The sequence below is a fragment of the Vibrio sp. 10N.261.45.E2 genome, from assembly GCF_002875705.1.
Taxonomy (GTDB): domain Bacteria; phylum Pseudomonadota; class Gammaproteobacteria; order Enterobacterales; family Vibrionaceae; genus Vibrio.
In genome coordinates this window covers 25,079-42,562 of sequence record NZ_MCZZ01000128.1, presented here as the reverse complement: position 1 = coordinate 42,562, position 17,484 = coordinate 25,079, and the positions used below count along the sequence as shown (strand labels likewise).

The 17,484-nt window shown below is 43.8% G+C and carries 13 protein-coding genes and 1 pseudogene; 9 read left to right on the top strand and 5 right to left on the bottom strand.

Annotated features, from left to right (window positions below; all coding sequences use genetic code 11):
• Positions 1 to 174: 174 nt before the first annotated feature.
• A complete protein-coding gene (locus BCT34_RS13675; protein WP_076654952.1) occupies positions 175 to 1,149 on the top strand; it encodes a L,D-transpeptidase family protein in 975 nt (324 codons plus the stop codon).
• Between the two features lie 184 nt (positions 1,150 to 1,333).
• Here BCT34_RS13675 and BCT34_RS13670 read toward each other — a convergent pair whose 3' ends face one another.
• Positions 1,334 to 1,600 carry an Lpp/OprI family alanine-zipper lipoprotein gene (locus BCT34_RS13670; protein ID WP_076654953.1) on the bottom strand — a complete coding sequence of 89 codons (267 nt, stop codon included), beginning with the start codon at positions 1,598 to 1,600 and terminating at the stop codon, positions 1,334 to 1,336.
• Positions 1,601 to 1,961: 361 nt separating this feature from the next.
• Between BCT34_RS13670 and BCT34_RS13665 the strand changes: the two genes are divergently transcribed.
• Positions 1,962 to 3,293: a DEAD/DEAH box helicase gene (locus BCT34_RS13665; RefSeq protein ID WP_076654954.1), complete on the top strand. Its 1,332-nt coding sequence runs from the start codon at positions 1,962 to 1,964 to the stop codon at positions 3,291 to 3,293.
• A gap of 112 nt (positions 3,294 to 3,405) precedes the next feature.
• Here BCT34_RS13665 and BCT34_RS13660 read toward each other — a convergent pair whose 3' ends face one another.
• Positions 3,406 to 4,653 carry an SGNH/GDSL hydrolase family protein gene (locus BCT34_RS13660; protein ID WP_076654955.1) on the bottom strand — a complete coding sequence of 416 codons (1,248 nt, stop codon included), beginning with the start codon at positions 4,651 to 4,653 and terminating at the stop codon, positions 3,406 to 3,408.
• Positions 4,654 to 5,130: 477 nt separating this feature from the next.
• Between BCT34_RS13660 and BCT34_RS13655 the strand changes: the two genes are divergently transcribed.
• Both BCT34_RS13655 and BCT34_RS13650 read left to right on the top strand, forming a co-directional pair.
• Positions 5,131 to 6,072 carry a triacylglycerol lipase gene (locus tag BCT34_RS13655; protein ID WP_076654956.1) on the top strand — a complete coding sequence of 314 codons (942 nt, stop codon included), beginning with the start codon at positions 5,131 to 5,133 and terminating at the stop codon, positions 6,070 to 6,072.
• 34 nt (positions 6,073 to 6,106) lie between these two features.
• A complete protein-coding gene (locus tag BCT34_RS13650) occupies positions 6,107 to 7,015 on the top strand; it encodes a lipase secretion chaperone (protein ID WP_076654957.1) in 909 nt (302 codons plus the stop codon).
• 91 nt (positions 7,016 to 7,106) lie between these two features.
• On the opposite strand, the gene BCT34_RS13645 is transcribed toward BCT34_RS13650, so the two are convergent.
• Entirely contained in the window at positions 7,107 to 8,750 is a 1,644-nt protein-coding gene (locus BCT34_RS13645) for a methyl-accepting chemotaxis protein (RefSeq protein ID WP_076654958.1), read from the bottom strand.
• A 463-nt stretch (positions 8,751 to 9,213) separates the two neighbouring features.
• Here BCT34_RS13645 and BCT34_RS13640 point away from each other — a divergent pair, with 463 nt between their 5' ends.
• From BCT34_RS13640 to BCT34_RS13620, 5 genes are all read left to right on the top strand, one after another.
• Positions 9,214 to 10,035, top strand: a complete 822-nt coding sequence (locus BCT34_RS13640) for a phosphate ABC transporter substrate-binding protein (protein WP_076654959.1) — start codon at positions 9,214 to 9,216, stop codon at positions 10,033 to 10,035.
• Between the two features lie 111 nt (positions 10,036 to 10,146).
• Positions 10,147 to 11,076 (top strand): phosphate ABC transporter permease subunit PstC, encoded by a 930-nt coding sequence (pstC, locus tag BCT34_RS13635; RefSeq protein WP_017064255.1) that lies wholly within the window; start codon positions 10,147 to 10,149, stop codon positions 11,074 to 11,076.
• A gap of 15 nt (positions 11,077 to 11,091) precedes the next feature.
• Positions 11,092 to 11,955, top strand: coding sequence for a phosphate ABC transporter permease PstA (gene pstA, locus BCT34_RS13630; protein ID WP_017064256.1), 864 nt, complete (start codon positions 11,092 to 11,094; stop codon positions 11,953 to 11,955).
• Positions 11,956 to 12,045: 90 nt separating this feature from the next.
• Positions 12,046 to 12,795 carry a phosphate ABC transporter ATP-binding protein PstB gene (gene pstB / locus BCT34_RS13625; protein ID WP_004732036.1) on the top strand — a complete coding sequence of 250 codons (750 nt, stop codon included), beginning with the start codon at positions 12,046 to 12,048 and terminating at the stop codon, positions 12,793 to 12,795.
• A 336-nt stretch (positions 12,796 to 13,131) separates the two neighbouring features.
• Positions 13,132 to 15,276, top strand: coding sequence for a GGDEF domain-containing protein (locus BCT34_RS13620; protein ID WP_076654960.1), 2,145 nt, complete (start codon positions 13,132 to 13,134; stop codon positions 15,274 to 15,276).
• Positions 15,277 to 15,378: 102 nt separating this feature from the next.
• On the opposite strand, the gene BCT34_RS13615 is transcribed toward BCT34_RS13620, so the two are convergent.
• Positions 15,379 to 17,058: a BatD family protein gene (locus BCT34_RS13615; RefSeq protein WP_076654961.1), complete on the bottom strand. Its 1,680-nt coding sequence runs from the start codon at positions 17,056 to 17,058 to the stop codon at positions 15,379 to 15,381.
• A 2-nt stretch (positions 17,059 to 17,060) separates the two neighbouring features.
• Positions 17,061 to 17,484 (bottom strand): annotated as a pseudogene (locus BCT34_RS24435) (hypothetical protein); the annotation flags it as partial.

Sequence of the window (17,484 nt, the reverse complement as noted above, 5' to 3'; positions counted from 1 at the left end):
AAATATGTTGAAACCTTAAAGGCAATCGATTTTGTATGGATAGATTGCGAGATAATGAAAGGAGAAGGCTGACATATGAACTTGTTGCCTATTAGTTTCGAGACAACAATACGTTGTAGAGACGTTTAATCAGCGATAATCTAAACTTTGATAAAAGACGAACCAAGGATTTGTATGTCGTATTGCGCTAACTCGGTGCCTTTGCCGTCAATAAAAACACGACTAAACAGGGTCGCATCGTTTGTTGTAAAAACTACTTTGCTTGCTTGTGGGGTAGCTTCATCGTGGGTATCTGCGGCGACCTTTGAATTGCCACCAACAGAAAGCCGCATTGTAGGACGAATACAGCAACATGAAGTGGCGGCGGGCGAAACCTTGGCTATCATAGCCAAGCAATACGATATTGGTTTTCTCTCTTTAATGGCAGCTAACAAAGGGGTGGATCCTTTTCTACCTGCGGAAGGCTATGTGTTAAGCATTCCAAGTCGTTTGATTCTTCCTGATACCCCAAGAAAGGGGATTGTCATCAACCTTGCAGAGTTAAGGTTGTATTACTTTGAACCTGAGAAAAATCTGGTGCATGTCTTTCCCGTCGGGATTGGGCGAGTCGGGCGCGATACTCCGGAGATGATCACCAAGATAAGCCAAAAAAGACCGAATCCAACATGGACGCCACCCAATTCAATCCGCAAAGAGTATCTTGAAAAAGGCATTGAATTACCGAGAGTGGTGCCCGCTGGGCCGGAAAATCCATTGGGTGAGTATGCTTTGAGACTTGCGTATGGCGCTGGCGACTATTTGATACATGGAACGAATAAAGACTTCGGAATTGGTTTACGAGTCAGTTCTGGTTGTATTCGAATGGAGCCTAAAGATATTGAGTGGCTTTTTGAACAAGTAAACCGTGGTGAACAGGTCACTATTATCAATGAGCCGATTAAGGTGTCATTAGAGCCGGATAGAAGTGTGTTTGTTGAAGCGCATGAACCATTAACTCGAAGTGATGGTTCAAAGAAATCACTACAGATTCCTGTGGAATTAAAATGGTGGCTTGAAGACGCAGAGCTGCCTAATTCAAAAGCGAAAGCGGTTATCTTTGCTCAAAACGGCGTACCTGTAGAGATAGCACCACCAGTGATTGAGTTTTAATTCGATGGTTTTTGGGAAAGCGTTATGGCTTTCCTCTCTCCCTTATCTTCATTTTCTTCATTTTCTTCATTTTCTTCATTTTAAATAAAAGCACCACTTCCGTTAAGAGGTGGTGCTATCTAATTACTGCTTTTTACTTTTACGACTTATTTAATCTAGAGCTTAATCGCGCTTAGATCTCAAACTACTTAGTGTAAGACTCAGCGATGTTGTCGATACGTTCGTTTGCACGATCCGCTTCTTCTTTCGCTGCCATAGCGGCTGCTTCTGCTTCTTGAGCCTTCATTTCTGCGGCTGCTTTGTCACTCTTAAGTGCTTCAACTTCGCTTGTAAGTTGAGCCACTTGGTTAGTTAGTTGATCCATTTCTGACATTGCAGATTCTTCTGGCTCTGAAGAACAACCAGCTAAAATGAAAACTGAGGCTGCAGCTGCGATTAACGTCTTATTCATAAGAACTCCTTGCTTATTTATCATCAAAAGATGCGCTATACATTCTTTATCATATAGTCGCTTCATTAATGATTGTAGCGACTAATTTTTTAACTGCAAAAACAATAACTAAAGAAATTGCTAAATTTTTGAGGTAATTAGCTGAGCATCACGTTCTGTCTCACTTATGAGATGAAAGATTTTAAGGTGATTTTTATTTGGTTTTAGAGAGGCATCCCTTTGCCAGCAATGCATACGAAGGGATGGTAAAGCAGAGATTAAGGGATAAATTTACTGTGATCTCTATCCTTATAAAGTACTTTCGCGGTATCATGTCACGTTAAATTAATTTTATTCAATACCATCATGACTGGAGAGTCCTTTGCACTTTAAAGATTTAGGCTTAGATAACCGCTTACTGAAGAACTTAAAACATTACGACTTCAAGAAGGCGACAGAGATCCAATCAAAAGCGATCCCTGTTGCTATTGCTGGTAAGGATCTATTGGCTTCATCAAAAACGGGATCAGGAAAAACATTGGCGTTTGTGTTGCCAATGATACATAAGGCATTAAAAACAAAAGCGTTTTCTGCTAAAGATCCTCGTGGTGTAATTTTGGCTCCTACTCGTGAGCTAGCGAAGCAAGTTTACGGCGAATTACGTAGCATGCTTGGTGGTCTGTCTTATGAAGCGGCGCTTATCTTAGGTGGTGAAAACTTTAACGACCAAGTTAAAGCACTGCGTAAGTACCCTCGCTTTATCGTAGCGACTCCAGGCCGTCTTGCCGACCACCTAGAGCACCGTTCATTGTTCCTTGATGGTGTTGAAACACTCATTCTTGATGAAGCGGACCGTATGCTTGATCTTGGTTTTGCTCCAGAATTGCGTCGCATTGCAAACGCGGCTAAGCACCGTCGTCGTCAGACGCTAATGTTCTCTGCAACGCTGGATCACGCTGAAGTGAACGACATTGCTAATGAAATGCTAGACGCACCGAAGCGCATTTCTGTGGGTGTTTCTAACGAGCAGCACCTTGATATCACTCAGAAATTCTACTTGTGTGATCACCTAGATCACAAAGAAGCGATTCTAGACCGTGTACTGGAAGAAGCTGAATACCGCCAGGTAATGATCTTTACAGCAACTCGTGCTGATACTGATCGCTTAACGGATAAGCTGAATGAGAAGAAGCTTAAAGCGGTTGCACTGAGTGGTAACTTAAACCAGACGCAGCGTAATGCGATCATGAGTCAGTTTGAGCGTGCGGTTTACAAGATCTTGGTAACTACCGATGTTGCTTCTCGTGGTATCGATATTCCAAACGTAAGCCATGTTATCAACTTTGATATGCCGAAGCATACGGAAGAGTACGTGCACCGTGTTGGTCGTACTGGCCGTGCGGGTAACAAAGGTGATGCGATTTCATTGGTTGGTCCAAAAGACTGGGACAGCTTCAAGCGCGTTGAGCTTTACCTGCAACAGGATCTGACTTTCTCTGTACTTGAAGGTCTAAAAGGTAAGTTCAAAGGTATCAAGCCTCGTAAACCAGCCTTCAAGAAGGGCGGTCCAGCTAAGAAAGCGGGCAAACCTCAAGCGAAGAAGACTGCGAAGAAGCCAGTTAAACGCGATAAGAGCTTCCACCAGAATGTGGCAGTGGGTGATACAGTGTTTATCCCTAAGAAGAAAGTTGCGCCAAAAACTGACGATGAGTAACCAACTCGTATGAGTCAAAAGCTAACGTAAAAAACCGCCTGTGATGGCGGTTTTTTTGTACCTGACTTATGCCTCCGAGAGGTTCTACCTTAGGTTACTCACTCCGACGTTTTTAGAAATTAAATGTCGAGAATGAAAAAGCTAAGATATGATCGGCAATGTATTTATGAGTGGCGGTGGTCGGGTGCGTCACGCCCCAAAACACATAACTGTCTGAACCATAGGTGGCACAATCATTGGTTAAGCTGTGGCTTTTCAGGTAGTCGGCCGCTGAGCTTCTATTGATATCAAGACAAGCGTCGCTAGCGTTTCGAAAGCCATGTTGTTGTGGGTTATCGGTAATGCTAGCGAATAACGCACTCGCGTCGAACAGCACCACGTTTTTCCCCATACTTTGGTAATACTCGGCTTGAGCTTTGATGAATTGGTTGAACTCTAAGATCTTGCCACGAACTTTGATGATCTCTTGCTCGGTTGAATATTTGAACTGAGGGGCTTTGGTCGCATCGGGCAGTGTGAACAGCAGAATATTGTTTGCACCAGATTCCGTTAAGCGGATCAGTGCACTGCTAAAGTCAGCTTTTACATCGGCGACTTCTCGGTCGTAATTCATAAAGTCATTGAGCCCAAACTCTAAAGTAAACAGTGAGTTTTCCGGGCGATAGTTTTTGGCGACTTTCATATAAGTCAGATAAGACGTGACTTGATCATAAACACCAGTCAATGCCACGTATTGATTGGTCCCAGCTGCGCCGCCTACAGCCCAGTTATACAGAGGGACATTTTTCGCTTTTGCTAAGTACTCAGTCCAAACTAAACCATTCGAAAAGTGGCCTAAAAACCACGAATCTGCGTTCGGAAAAATCCATTGAGAGCCATTAAATAAATTACCGGTATCGGACAGGCTATCACCAAAGGTGACAATACGGTTGATGCTATTGGCTTGAAACGCGTTGCCGTTAGTCCAGATAGAGTGGTTGTAAGAGAAGCGATTATCTGCCGCAAAATAGGTGATGTCTGCGACATCATGTTGGATATCGAGCGTCTGTTCACAACGTTGCTTGACTTCAGATTGAGGGGTATCGCTGTAGAACATGTTTTTGAAAGAAACAGAAGACCACCAGTATCCGTTGATCGTGTAGTAGTCACCATTCTCTTTTTTTGCCCATTTCCAACCGGTGACAGGGGAGTCATGAGAGGCATCGGTTCTATACCAGCATCTAACGTACGAATAGGTCTCTGAACCCTGTGTACTGAGAACTTGTGCGGATGTTATGGATTCAGGTGTTGGTATTGAGTCTTCAGCAGCATAGGCGCCAAAAGGCAGAGTTAACGCGAGTATTAAAGCCGTATTTTTCATCACTGTATTCTCTTTTATATTTTGATGAGCCAAACAAAACGTTGTTGCTTGTTGATAAGTGGGTAAGTAAATAACTGGTACGACCTATATCTAAAATCAATAATTCACGTCAATATATTCAGGCTTTGGGCGTATCGTTAATGGCATAAGTATCAAGTTTTCAACGAGTTTGTGGTTGATAAATAACGGTTTAAACGCTTGAACGTTTGTCATTGAGCTTTTGAATTTTGCGAATGCTAGGTTGATATTTTAATTCGTTTATTGAAAGTGCGAGTTCATGTGATTACGTTAAATGTTAATTTAATCAATTAGTTAAAATCTTGGCTTTAGGTCCTAATCTGTTTGTATTGATGTTAATCACTACTGTTTAATTACAGTTCAATCTCACAAATATTGAGTTGCTCTTTTCTGTTTTATAAAATCATCAGCTACGGTTCTTTTACTCATCAGAGGTCTAATCTGTTTAAGGAGAGAGCATTGAAAAAGATATTAATTTGGACGATAGCTTGTCTATCCAGTTTTGGTGCCTATGCAGGAGCGAGCGCATCGGCATTAGAAGTCAGCGGATACACTGAAACAAAATATCCCATCGTGTTGGTACATGGCTTGTTTGGTTTCGATACATTGGCAGGCGTCGACTATTTCTATGGCGTACCGGAATCGCTGACAAAAGATGGCGCGAGCGTATACGTCGCTCAGGTTTCTGCGACCAACAGCTCTGAAGTTCGTGGCGAACAATTATTGGCTCAAGTAGAAACACTTTTAGCGGCTACCGGAGCGAGCAAGGTGAATCTGGTTGGACACAGTCATGGCGGACCGACAGCACGCTATGTAGCATCAGTTCGTCCAGATCTGGTTGCATCAGTGACAAGTATTGGTGGTGTTCATAAAGGCTCTAAGGTGGCAGATTTAGTTCGTGGAACCGTACCTGAAGGCTCAGCCACCGAAGGTATTGCGGTTAAACTTGCTGGTGGGTTAACGACGCTCATCAACCTGTTATCTGGTGGAACGGATTTTGACCAAGACGGTCTCGCATCTCTTGAAGCTTTAACGACTGAAGGTTCGCTTGCATTTAATCAGTTTTACCCTGAAGGCGTTCCGACGTCTGAGTGCGGTGATGGTGAATGGCAAGCAAGTAACGGCGTTTATTACTATTCATGGACTGGGTCTTCTACTTTTACCAACCTTCTTGATCCTACCGATGGAGCAATGACAATCCTAGGCTTAGCCTTCAACGAACCGAATGACGGGTTAGTGGGAGCATGCAGCGCGCATTTGGGAAAAGTTATAGGTGATGACTACAAAATGAATCATTTAGATGAGATCAATGGGTTATTGGGAATCCACCACTTGTTTGAGACCGATCCTGTGACTCTTTATCGTCAGCATGCTAATCGATTGAAATTGGCTGGTTTGTAGGCCAAGCGTTTAATAACAAAACAAGGAAAGTATGATGAAAAAGGCCGCCATTTTGTCGATAACCACGATAGCCCTGATGAGTATAGCGGCGGTCTTTTTGTATCCAAACTTTTTTCCTGTAAAGACAGACGAGCTAAGTACAAACAAAGAAATAGAACACAGCGCCTCCTCTTTGAAGGCAACCTCTCAACAAGATACCGAAATCGATAATGCATCAGCCAAAGACATGATGGAGTATTTCGTGTCAGGCAATACAGAATTAACACTCGAAGATATTCGTGACAACGTGGCAAAGCACCAAGCAGAATCACCGACAGTTGTTGTCGACGAAGCACTGTTTACTAAATATCTTGAGTACAAGTCGGCACTGGCTTCGTTGGATGTTCAGTTCGACAGCACATCAATTTCAGCGGTAGATTTACGTGCACTTAATCAAGCGTTACTCGATCTCCAAGTTCAATTCTTTAGTCAGAGCGAGATAAGTATTCTGTTTACTCATGACAATCGCATGAGAGAAATCGCTTTAGAAAAGTTACTACTGCAACAAGAAGGGCTAGACGAGTCAGAATATCAGCAAAGGCTTGAGTCTTATTTATCTGAGCAACCCGATTACGTTCAAACGAGCCAACAGAATCAGGTGTTGCTTCAACAACTATCAAGCTCTGAGGGGCTTGATCAACAAGATAAATACTTAAAGAGAAGTGAACTTGTCGGCGAAGAAGCGACCCAAAGACTCGAAGCGTTAGATAAACAAAGAGCGGCCTTTGAAGACTCTTTAGAGGTTTACTTCGTAGAACGGAATGATGTCTTGAACGATTCAACACTCTCACAAACCGAACAACAAGAGACGATTGCGCAACTTCGGACTGCCCATTTCCTACCAAAACAGATTAGAAGAGTAGAGGCGATTGAAAGGATCAGAGCAGCTGAATCTGGTCAGTAGTGTTTAAAAAGAAGAAACCAGCCATCATGGCTGGTTTCTTCTTTCTAAGTGAGTTTTATGAACATACAGCTTCGATCTGTCGTCTTAAACCCTATACCTTAAAGTAGCCCAATTGTTGTTTCTGTTGCTCGGCTAAGTTAGATAACTCATGGCTTGCTGCTGCGGCTTGGGTAATGCCGGTAACGTTTTGGCTTACTAGGCTGTAGATGTTTGAGATATTACGGTTGATGTCTGACGTCACTTGGCTTTGCTCTTCTGCTGCCGATGCTACTTGAGTGTTTATTTCAGTCATGTCCGTTACCGAGTTAGCAATGCCTGAAAGTGCTTCGCTTACTTCACCAGCTAGTGTTTGGTTGTGCTCTAGCATTGCTAGTGAACTGCTCATGCTTTCGTTGGCATTGCCAGATTGAACCTGCAAACCTTCAATGATGGTTTGGATCTCTTTGGTTGAGTCTTGAGTACGTGCCGCTAGCATTCGTACTTCATCGGCTACAACCGCGAAACCGCGACCACTTTCGCCTGCACGAGCGGCTTCGATTGCTGCGTTAAGCGCAAGAAGGTTGGTCTGTTCAGAGATGCTTTGAATTACTTCAATCACTTTACCAATCTGCTCAGAGTGCTCTTTTAGCGTTCCTACAACATTGGCAGCTTCACTCAATTGAATTGCCATCTGTTCATTGGCTTTGTTGCTTTCATTAAACAAGCTCATGCTGTGTGTCGCCATCTCGTCAGCTTGCTTAGAGGCCGAATCAGCTTGAACTGCATTCTCGTTGACATGAGAAGCTGTGCTCTCCAGTTGATTCACTGCTGAAGCGACTTGTTCAACTTCTTGCTTCTCTTGATCTGAATTCACGCTTGATTGTGTCATTACAGCTGCTAGCTCTGTGGAAGCAGAAGCGACTTCAATACTGATTCGAGACAGTGAACTTACCGTGTCACGCAGTTGGTCTACCGACTGGTTGACGTCTTTTGCTAAGCGAGAGATCTCATTGTTGCCATACTCTTCAGCTTTAACGAGCAGGTTGCCTTTTGCTACTTCACGCATGGTCTCTTGAATATTGCTGATTGGCTTAACAATGATGCCGGCTAGCGTCCAGCTGATGAACAGTGCGATTGAAAGAATCACTAGCAGGGCAATGGTCGCCGTATCCAGTGTGCTGGTATGTTGTTGGCCATTGATGTCGACTTCTTGGGTGGCAAGCAGGTTGAGCTTTTTAGAAAGCGTATTGATCGCCTGTACCATTTCATTACCCGCGTGACGGTATTGGTCGATTGCGATCTGGTAACGGTTTTCAAAATCCGAAGAGAATGATGCATCGCCATGTTTCGCTCTCAATAGAGGAAGCATGGTGGTGCGGGAAAAGTCGACATAGTTATTCATCGCCTTGTTCATCGCGGTCACTTCATCTTGCATGCCCGGCACTGTGTTTAGTGAATTCAGTAGACGAGTGTTCTGGTCACGCTTTTCATTTAGCGTTTCAACCAGTGTTTTTACATCATCAGCATTGAATAGGCTGTAGATCGCTTTGATACGCATGCCATAGCTGTTGTCGACGATTTCGCTGAGTTCTTCTTTATGTAAGATTAATTGATCGGTCGCTACTGATACATCTTTGAATGCACTTTCTAGTTTTTCACCACCAATAATCACACCTGCTAAAAGTAAGACAACGGAAAAGAGTACAGGTATTAGTATTTGTATTTTTATAGATAAGCCACTGAGAAGTTGGCGCATGTAATGTCCCTCTTTGATTAAAATAAATAGATGAGAATTATTATTAGAATTAGTTGGCGATTCTAACTAATGAAACTGACAATTCAATCAGTAATAGATTCGATTTAGATATATGCGATAGGTATTTGATAAATATTGATTATTTATCGTTCAATTAAGCCTTTTAACCTTTATAAAGGTATGGCTAACAAGGGGAAGGCTGGCCATGTTCTAGGTAAAGAACAGTAGTGGTGGTTAATTGAGCGGGTTGTTTTAATTTGATTGGAATAAATACTCAGTGCTTATAGAACAAGGCAATGTATTACTTTAAGGGGAGCTATTAGAGAGAAAACAAGAAAATAAATTGCAGTTGTCATATAGGCTTCAATTTAGTGAAACACAACTGTCACATTTGGATTCTAAAGTGGGCACCGTTCAAGCAAACACAACATTACGGCAATAACGCCACTAAAGGAAATTTGTGATGAAAAAGACAGTTATCGGTGCAATCGCACTACTAGGCGCTCTAACAGTGAATACAGCTTCAGCTAAAGAAACTATCTCTGTAGTTGGCTCTAACAGTGCTTCTCCACTGGTTGAAGTTTTTGCAGAAACCTACATGAATAAAGGCGAACCAGTGTTCATCGAAATTCAAGCACCAGGTTCTTCTGCAGGCATCAAAGCAGCAAAAAATGGAAGTGCTGACCTTGGTATTTCTTCTCGTGACCTAAAAGAAGAAGAAAAAACAGCTGACCTGAAAGAGCTAGTAATCGCTCGTGACGGTATCGCAGTTGTTGTTAACCCGAACAACGAAGTATCTGCTCTAACTGCTGAGCAAATCACTTCAATTTACAAAGGCGACATCACTAACTGGAAAGATGTTGGCGGTGCAGACAAGCCTATCGTAGCAATCACTCGTGATACTGCATCTGGTACACGTGGTGCATTCGAAGACATCATGAAGCTTAAGAAGACAATTGGCGATAAGAAAGTATCGGCTATCTCTCAACGTGCACAAGTTGCAAACGGTAACGGCGCACTTAAAGTTTCTGTAGCAAGCAACCCATACGCTATCGGCTTTATCTCTCTAGGTACAGTTGACGAATCTGTTCAAGCTCTAACTATCGACGGCGCAGCTGCGACTGTAGACAACGTTAAGAACGGTTCTTACAAAGTTGCTCGTCCATTCCTAGTTCTTTACAAAGATGGCGCTCCATCAGCTGAAACTCAACAATTTCTAGACTGGATGGTTGCAGACGAAGCTCAAGCTATCTCAGCTAAAAAAGGCTACATCACAGTTAACTAATCTTAACTGACTCAATCTTAATTATTGCTCAGCCTGATTTAGGCTGAGCCTTTTCTTTCAACTTTGTCTATTTCGAGCTCTTATTGAGCCACAAAGTTTGAGATTTTATATATGACCATCGCAAATAGTGAAAAGCTTATGAATACTGAAGCGACTCAAATCAACAAGCCAAGTCTACGTGCTAAGAAACGTATTGACTGGAGAGAAAGAATCTTCCACGGCTTGTTCTTATCGAGTGCTGTAATCGGCATCGTATCACTAGCCGTTATCGCTTACTTTATCGTTGCAGAGAGTATCCCTGCATTCCAAGAGGCTGGTGTTTCTGGCATCGTTCTGGGTGTTGACTGGTTACCTCCAGCTCTATTCGGTGTTGCAACTATGATTGTTGCATCGATTGTTTCGACACTTGGAGCTGTAGTTGTTGGTGTGCCAGTTGGTGTATTAACCGCTATTTTTATTGCTGAGATTGCTCCAAAGCGTCTAGCAGATATTATCCGACCAGCAGTTGAGCTTCTAGCGGGTATCCCGTCGGTAGTATACGGCTTCTTCGGTCTAGTAATCATCGTTCCAATGATTCAGAACGTTTTCCAAGTACCAGCGGGTAACACTATCCTGGCAGGTATCATTGTTCTGGGTATCATGATTCTTCCTACCGTTATCACGGTTTCTGAAACTTCGATTCGTGCTGTACCTCGTACATACAAAGAAGGTTCACTTGCACTGGGTGCTTCGAAAATCTACACGATTTTTAAGTTGCTCGTTCCCGCTGCACGTTCAGGCATTATGACTGGTGTGATTTTGGGTATCGGTCGCGCACTTGGCGAAACGATGGCAATCATCATGGTTATGGGTAACGCGCCAGCAATGCCAGAAGGTATTTTGGACTCAGCTCGTACACTGACAGCAAACATTGCGATTGAAATGTCATACGCAAGTGGCGTTCACGCGAATGCACTGTACGCAACAGGTGTTGTACTTCTAGTGTTCATCATGATGTTAAATGGTGCTCTACTTTACCTTAACCGTGAAAAAGCGAAGTAGGCGAGGATAAGTAATATGGATCGCGTAAAACTAAAACAAGCACGTCAAACCAAAGATAACATCTTAAAAGGCTTTATCTGGGCAGCTGCAGCTGTAACCGTTGGTTTCTTATTCTGGATTATTTGGTACATCCTATCGAACGGTCTGCAATACGTAGATTGGAACTTCATCACTGACGATTACACTCGTACAGGTGAAGAACGTGGTATTTTCCCTATGATCATCGCCACGATCTACATGGTAATAGCATCAATTGCGGTAGCTGCGCCACTAGGTATCATGACGGCGATATACCTAACTGAATATGCGAAAGTAGGCAGCCGATTGGTGAAAGTGATTCGATTCTGTACTGAATCGCTAGCTGGTATCCCATCGATTATCTTTGGTCTATTCGGTATGACCTTCTTTGTTTCGATTCTTGGTCTTGGCTTCTCGATTTTGTCGGGTGCACTAACGCTAAGTATCTTGATTCTTCCTGTAATTATTCGTACTACAGAAGAAGCATTGATGGCAGTACCACAAACTTACCGTGAAGGCTCATACGGCCTTGGCGCTTCAAAAATCTACACTATCTGGCGTTTGATCTTACCAAGTGCAATGCCAGGTATCTTAACTTCGGTCATTCTTAGTATTGGTCGTGTAATTGGCGAATCAGCACCTGTATTTTTAACAGCAGGTATGGTGGCACGTGTTCCTGAGTCGGTATTCGATTCTGGCCGTACACTAACGGTTCACCTATATAAGCTGACAACAGAGCTATTTACTATCGATGAGTGGAACCAAGCCTACGGCACGGCGACTGTCCTAATCGTATTGGTTCTCTTGATCAACATGGTTACAAAACTGATTGCGAGACGCTTCAACACGGCAACTTACTAAGCTCATTAGCTGGCTCAATAACAAAGAGAGCCCCCGTGATAAAGAAAGCATCAAGCTAGACACGAATTTAAGAATTTAGAGATTACGAACATGAACAAATTTGATATTGAGAACCTAGATCTGTTTTACGGCGACAACCAAGCGCTTAAATCTATCAACCTGCCAATTCCAACTCGTCAGGTAACAGCACTGATTGGCCCATCGGGTTGTGGTAAGTCAACGCTACTACGTTGCTTGAACCGCATGAATGACCTAATTGAAGGCGTTACTATCAAAGGTAAGCTGGATATGGATGGCACAAACATCTACGGCAATATTGATGTGGCTGACCTACGTATTCGTGTAGGCATGGTATTCCAAAAGCCAAACCCATTCCCAATGAGCATCTACGAGAACGTGGCTTACGGCTTACGTGCTCAAGGTATCAAAGACAAGAAGCACATTGATGAAGTTGTAGAAAGCTCATTGCGCAGTGCGGCACTTTGGGATGAAGTAAAAGACCGCCTTAAAGCACACGCATTTGGTTTGTCTGGTGGTCAGCAACAGCGTCTATGTATCGCTCGGACGATTGCAATGGAACCGGATGTAATCCTAATGGATGAGCCAACATCGGCACTCGACCCAATCGCGACACACAAGATTGAAGAATTGATGGAAGACCTGAAAAAAGACTTCACTATCGTCATCGTAACGCACTCAATGCAGCAAGCGCGTCGTATTTCAGACCGCACAGCTTTCTTCCTTATGGGAGAGCTTGTAGAGCATAACGAAACGAGTGTTATCTTCAGCGAACCAAAAGATGATCGTACTAAAGGTTACGTAAACGGTGACTTTGGTTAATTGATTATTCAAGTGCCGTGTTTGGCTTTTTAGCTGAACCCGCACACTAACTGATACGCAGGTTAGATAATCGAATAGATCGACAGAATTATCACTATAACTATAAGCGATGGAAGTTTTGCCCCACTTTAAGTGGGGCTTTTTTATGTCTCTAAAAAAGTCCCACTGTCGATGAAAACTTGGGCAGGAAATCCCATTTTTGTAGTCCTTCTCATGCTTGTGATAATGTAAAAAGTGAAATTGCGACCCGCTTAACATCTCATTTTTAGTTGTATTGATTGCATATCAAGGCTTCTGTACTTTTGCTGTATTCTCAATTGCCAATGGACGGAAGCTGTGCCTGTAAAAGCCTTTGCAAAACAAATATCTGCTACGCGCGATCACCGTTTATTGGCTGAGTCTCTTTTTGACTACTTGGTTAAAATGCTTGCTCCAAAAGGGATTGGGATATTTGCTGAGCCGATACCGGAAAGCGATTCGTTGCCGTTGTTTTGTCATGGTGAGTTAGCCTCTCTTGAGAATTACCCTTCTACATTTTGGCCTTGGGTTTCACAGTTCGACACCGCAGACGGTGTGCTGCCTATGGCAATCAATACCTGTAACTGGGAGCACAGTAAAGTACTCGGTGGGGAGTCGTTCATCATGATGCTCGACAACGCGCCTGCCTGCAGAACTTATTTAATTGTTCAAAATTGCGATGCCGAAAAGATCAATCAAACCTTCGACCAAGATCTTGATGTTCTTCAACTTGCAGCAGCGCGATGGCAGTGTATCCGTGCAGAAAAAAACGCGGCACTTGAGATCAAGCATAGAGACACACGCGAAGCTCAATACCTTGATGAGATAAAGCTTCGCGAATTGTTCGTAGAGAATATGAAGCTGGTTCATCAGATCGCGTTAGAGCTCTCGAACCCTGAATCTTTAGATGCTCTCTATAAAGCATCAATAGAAGCTGTGCGCGACCGCTTAGGCTTTGATCGTGCGATCTTCATGCTACTTGATATGAAAAAGCGCTGCTTCAGCGGTACTTACGGCACTGATGAAACGGGTAAAACCAACAGCGAACACCATACTCAATATGATTTACACCAGCTTGAAGCCGAATACATAGAGGCGTTATCTGATAACCACACCAACTTAGTCATTATTGAACAAGCGCCACTCTACACCGAAGGCAAAGTGGTCGGGCAGGGGTGGAATGGGATGCTGATCTTGCGTGAAGGGGATAAACCTGTCGGCTGGATTGCTATGGATAACTACATTCATCGCTCGCCAATTACTAATTATCAAAAGCAGATGCTTGAGTCCTTTGGTTCTCTGCTTTCTCAGATCTACATTCGTAAACGCCAAGAGCAGAATATACGCATGCTGCACTCGAGTATGGTTGAGCTTTCTCGTTGTGATAGCGTGAGTGCGGTGTGTAAGTCTGCGGTCAGTTTTGCTATTCAGCATTTAGGCATAGACCGATTAGCGGTTTTCCTGACAGATAATCAATGCAGCTACATGCAAGGCACTTGGGGTACTGACATTAAAGGCGATATTGTCGATGAGTCCTATTATCGATCTGAGCTGGTGGAACGTGACATCGTCGCAGCGGCTCGAGCTTGCCCTAATCAAGTTGCATTTGAAGAATCCGTACCTATCTATCACGACTTCAATATCGTTGGGGTGGGTTGGACGGCAATGACTATGCTCACCACCAACACGGGTGAGCCGATCGCGTTTATTGCTGCAGATAACTTGTTAACACGCAGCCCTTTAACCTCTCAATTGCGTGAAGTGATTCGTATCTTTGCCTCTAGCCTTGCTGAGGTTTTACAAAGAACCATGGCGCAAGAGGAGCTTAAAAAACTCAATGAAACGCTTGAGCAAGAGGTAAGCAAGCGCACTCAAGAGCTTGAACGAGCGAATGAACAGTTGGACATTATCTCTAAGCTCGACCCGCTGACACGCCTTGGAAACCGCCGAATGTTGTCTCAGGTTTTAGAGGGTTTAAATTGTGACGATCAAGGCGCGTTTGCCTCGAAAAGTGAAGTCACATTTGGGTTGATTCTTGTCGATCTTGACCACTTTGGTTTGTACAACAGTGTTTATGGTCATACCGAAGGTGACGCTGCTTTGCGCACAATAGGTAAGATACTGAATAACCATGTATACAATGAACAAGAGACCTTCTGTCGTATTGGCGGAGAGGAGTTTATGTTGTTGATGATCGGCACCAATCATTCTGAGACTAAGCAGCGTGCAGAGTCGATTAGAAAATGTATTGAAGAGGCGAAAATCCTCCATTGTGAAAGCAGCACCAGTCAGTATTTAACCGCGTCGGTAGGGTATGCATCGATAACCTCTGATCAGCACCAGTTTGATTTCGACTTACTGTATGGCAAGGCCGACAAAGCTTTGTATCAAGCGAAAGATTCTGGAAGAAATAGAATTGTTTCTGCCTTAAAGCGAAAAAAGGTCGCAGTTTCAATTTCTTAGTCTGGTACCTATTTCTTCCTATCGTAAAAACGAATAAAGCCGTGATGTTCACAAGGTGGTCATCACGGCTTCATTTTTCTGCCAGTTATATTTTCTGGTTAATTAAAGTGTTTCTAGTGTGCTTTTACGCGTTTTGCTAGAGACTCGTTTTGGCTTCTTAACGTCTTTGATTGCCTCAGCAGGATCCCATACTTGGCTTGCTGAATTGGCTTCACCATAGAGAGTCAGATTGAGCTTGTTTAGCTCGGCTTCAACGACTTTTAACGTCTCACAACTCAAATCTGGGTTTTCAGCTTTCCATTGTTCAAACAAGCTTCTGGTCATCACGCCATCTTTCGTTTTCAGCGCGTTAATCAGAGCTTCTGCTGTATCGGATTGACGTTCATCTTGGTGCTTTGGTGTGACCGCTGTACTACGGCGTGACCAGAAGTAGAAAGCCATCACAGAGTTAATCAACCACAAGGCGGCAAACAGCGCAGTGAGATAAGGCCAGAATCCTGGGCTATCAACAGTCACAACCGTCGGGCTTACTTGTTGGGCTGGTGGTGCTGTAACTGGTGGTGTGCTAGACGTCGCGCGGTCACTTGCCTTCACCGCTAATTCTAGCCCCAGCGCTTTACTGGTTTGTTCTGATTGCGAATCGGTGTTGAACCAAGTTTGAGACACGTCAGGAAGCGAGATATTTCCAGCCTCTTTCGGAATCAATACTTGCTTGTAAACCACGACAGCGTCTCCTGACTGAGTTGTGCCAAACTGCGGTTTCTCTTCATAAACACGTACCGATTTAGGGTAGGTGATGTCTAGTTTTGGCAACTGGTGTTGTGTTAAGTTGCTAGCCGTCATTGTGATGGTTCGAGTTAAAGAATCACCCGCTTCCATTTCAATGTTCTGCTTGTCGCCATCTAAACTATTGTTATTGGTTAGTTCCTTGCCTTGGCTGTCTGACCATTGCTGAATCAGCTTGAAGCTCGAGGTTGGTAACCACTCACCTTGGTAGTCTTTTGGTACGTCCTTCACCGTTACATCTAAGGTTTCAACTGGTGTATCGAGCTGGAAAAGACGCGTTGTGCTTGAGTTGTTGGTGGAGTAAACCACCGCCCCTGTTAGCTTCGGGCCAATCAACTTAAATTCCCCAGCTTTTTGTGAAGAGATATGGAACGACTGTTGAACGACCGTCACTTCTTGCCCGTTGAGAACGTCTTGAAATTGCTTCGATTCACCAATAGGTTTCACATCTAAGCCCGGCGAGCTCGGTGGCTCTATTTTCGGATCTTGCAGTCTTCTTGGGTCAGCTTTAATTATCAGTTTTACATCAAGCTCAGCGACTTCTTGTGGGTAGAGCGAGCTCTTACTTAGATTGAGCTTGAACTCGGCCATATCATGTTGAGTTGGTGCTGCTTTATTTACGGCAACATTGATGGTGATTGGCTTGGTTTTTGCCCCTTCAATATCAAAGCTAGGGATCTGTATCTGGCCCAAACGCAGTGGAGCTAGGCTGATATTCCACTCACTTGATACCGAACGACTACCATTGATGATTCGCATCGACGACCCAAAGCTAGGAGTGCCGACATAGAAATCCTTTTGAAGAGCCGTAAGATCTAGAGCATCTGAAGAGACCTTTTCATTGGTTGTGACTCTAAGCAGGAATACTTCATCTTTGGTGACACTATTGTGTGAAACGCTCGCCACAGCGGTTGCCGCTAATGCAGAAAATGACGAGAAAGCGCCCAACAGCAACGTTAGGACTATGGATAAAAATGGCTTGTTAAGAAATTGCATGGTTACCACTTTTTGTTTTGGTTGTGAGGAGCACTTTTTTGTCGTGCTTGTAAAATCATTTGAGCTTTGAGCAGCTGGCTCGGGTCACGAGCGCTTTCGACTTGCTCAAGTTTTCGCATGTCCGGGTCATTTGATAGCGGTTGCTCTGAGGTTTGGGCAATAGCTTGTTGTGCGCTCTCACTTTGAGGCTGTGATTCACCTTGCTCTTGACCCTCTGACTGCTCGGCTTTACTCGACTGCTTAGATTGAGCAGCTTGTTCGCTTCCGTCTTCACCTGTTTTCGCACCCGGTTGGTCTTTGGCTTGCTCTTGGTTTGGGTTTTGAGATTGGTTATCAGCTTGGTTCTGCGAATTTTCATCGTCTGCAGAGTTTTGCTGTTGATCCTGCGAGCCTTGCGAAGAATCATCTTGCTGACCTTGCTGACCT

What these genes read in the sequence shown, in the direction of transcription:
- pstA (WP_017064256.1), top strand. Translation starts at nt 11,092, where the DNA reads ATGGATCGCGTAAAACTAAAACAAGCACGTCAAACCAAAGATAACATC.
- BCT34_RS13650 (WP_076654957.1), top strand. Translation starts at nt 6,107, where the DNA reads ATGAAAAAGGCCGCCATTTTGTCGATAACCACGATAGCCCTGATGAGT.
- pstB (WP_004732036.1), top strand. Translation starts at nt 12,046, where the DNA reads ATGAACAAATTTGATATTGAGAACCTAGATCTGTTTTACGGCGACAAC.
- BCT34_RS13660 (WP_076654955.1), bottom strand. Translation starts at nt 4,653, where the DNA reads ATGAAAAATACGGCTTTAATACTCGCGTTAACTCTGCCTTTTGGCGCC.
- BCT34_RS13645 (WP_076654958.1), bottom strand. Translation starts at nt 8,750, where the DNA reads ATGCGCCAACTTCTCAGTGGCTTATCTATAAAAATACAAATACTAATA.
- BCT34_RS13640 (WP_076654959.1), top strand. Translation starts at nt 9,214, where the DNA reads ATGAAAAAGACAGTTATCGGTGCAATCGCACTACTAGGCGCTCTAACA.
- BCT34_RS13615 (WP_076654961.1), bottom strand. Translation starts at nt 17,058, where the DNA reads ATGCAATTTCTTAACAAGCCATTTTTATCCATAGTCCTAACGTTGCTG.
- pstC (WP_017064255.1), top strand. Translation starts at nt 10,147, where the DNA reads ATGACCATCGCAAATAGTGAAAAGCTTATGAATACTGAAGCGACTCAA.
- BCT34_RS13670 (WP_076654953.1), bottom strand. Translation starts at nt 1,600, where the DNA reads ATGAATAAGACGTTAATCGCAGCTGCAGCCTCAGTTTTCATTTTAGCT.
- BCT34_RS13675 (WP_076654952.1), top strand. Translation starts at nt 175, where the DNA reads ATGTCGTATTGCGCTAACTCGGTGCCTTTGCCGTCAATAAAAACACGA.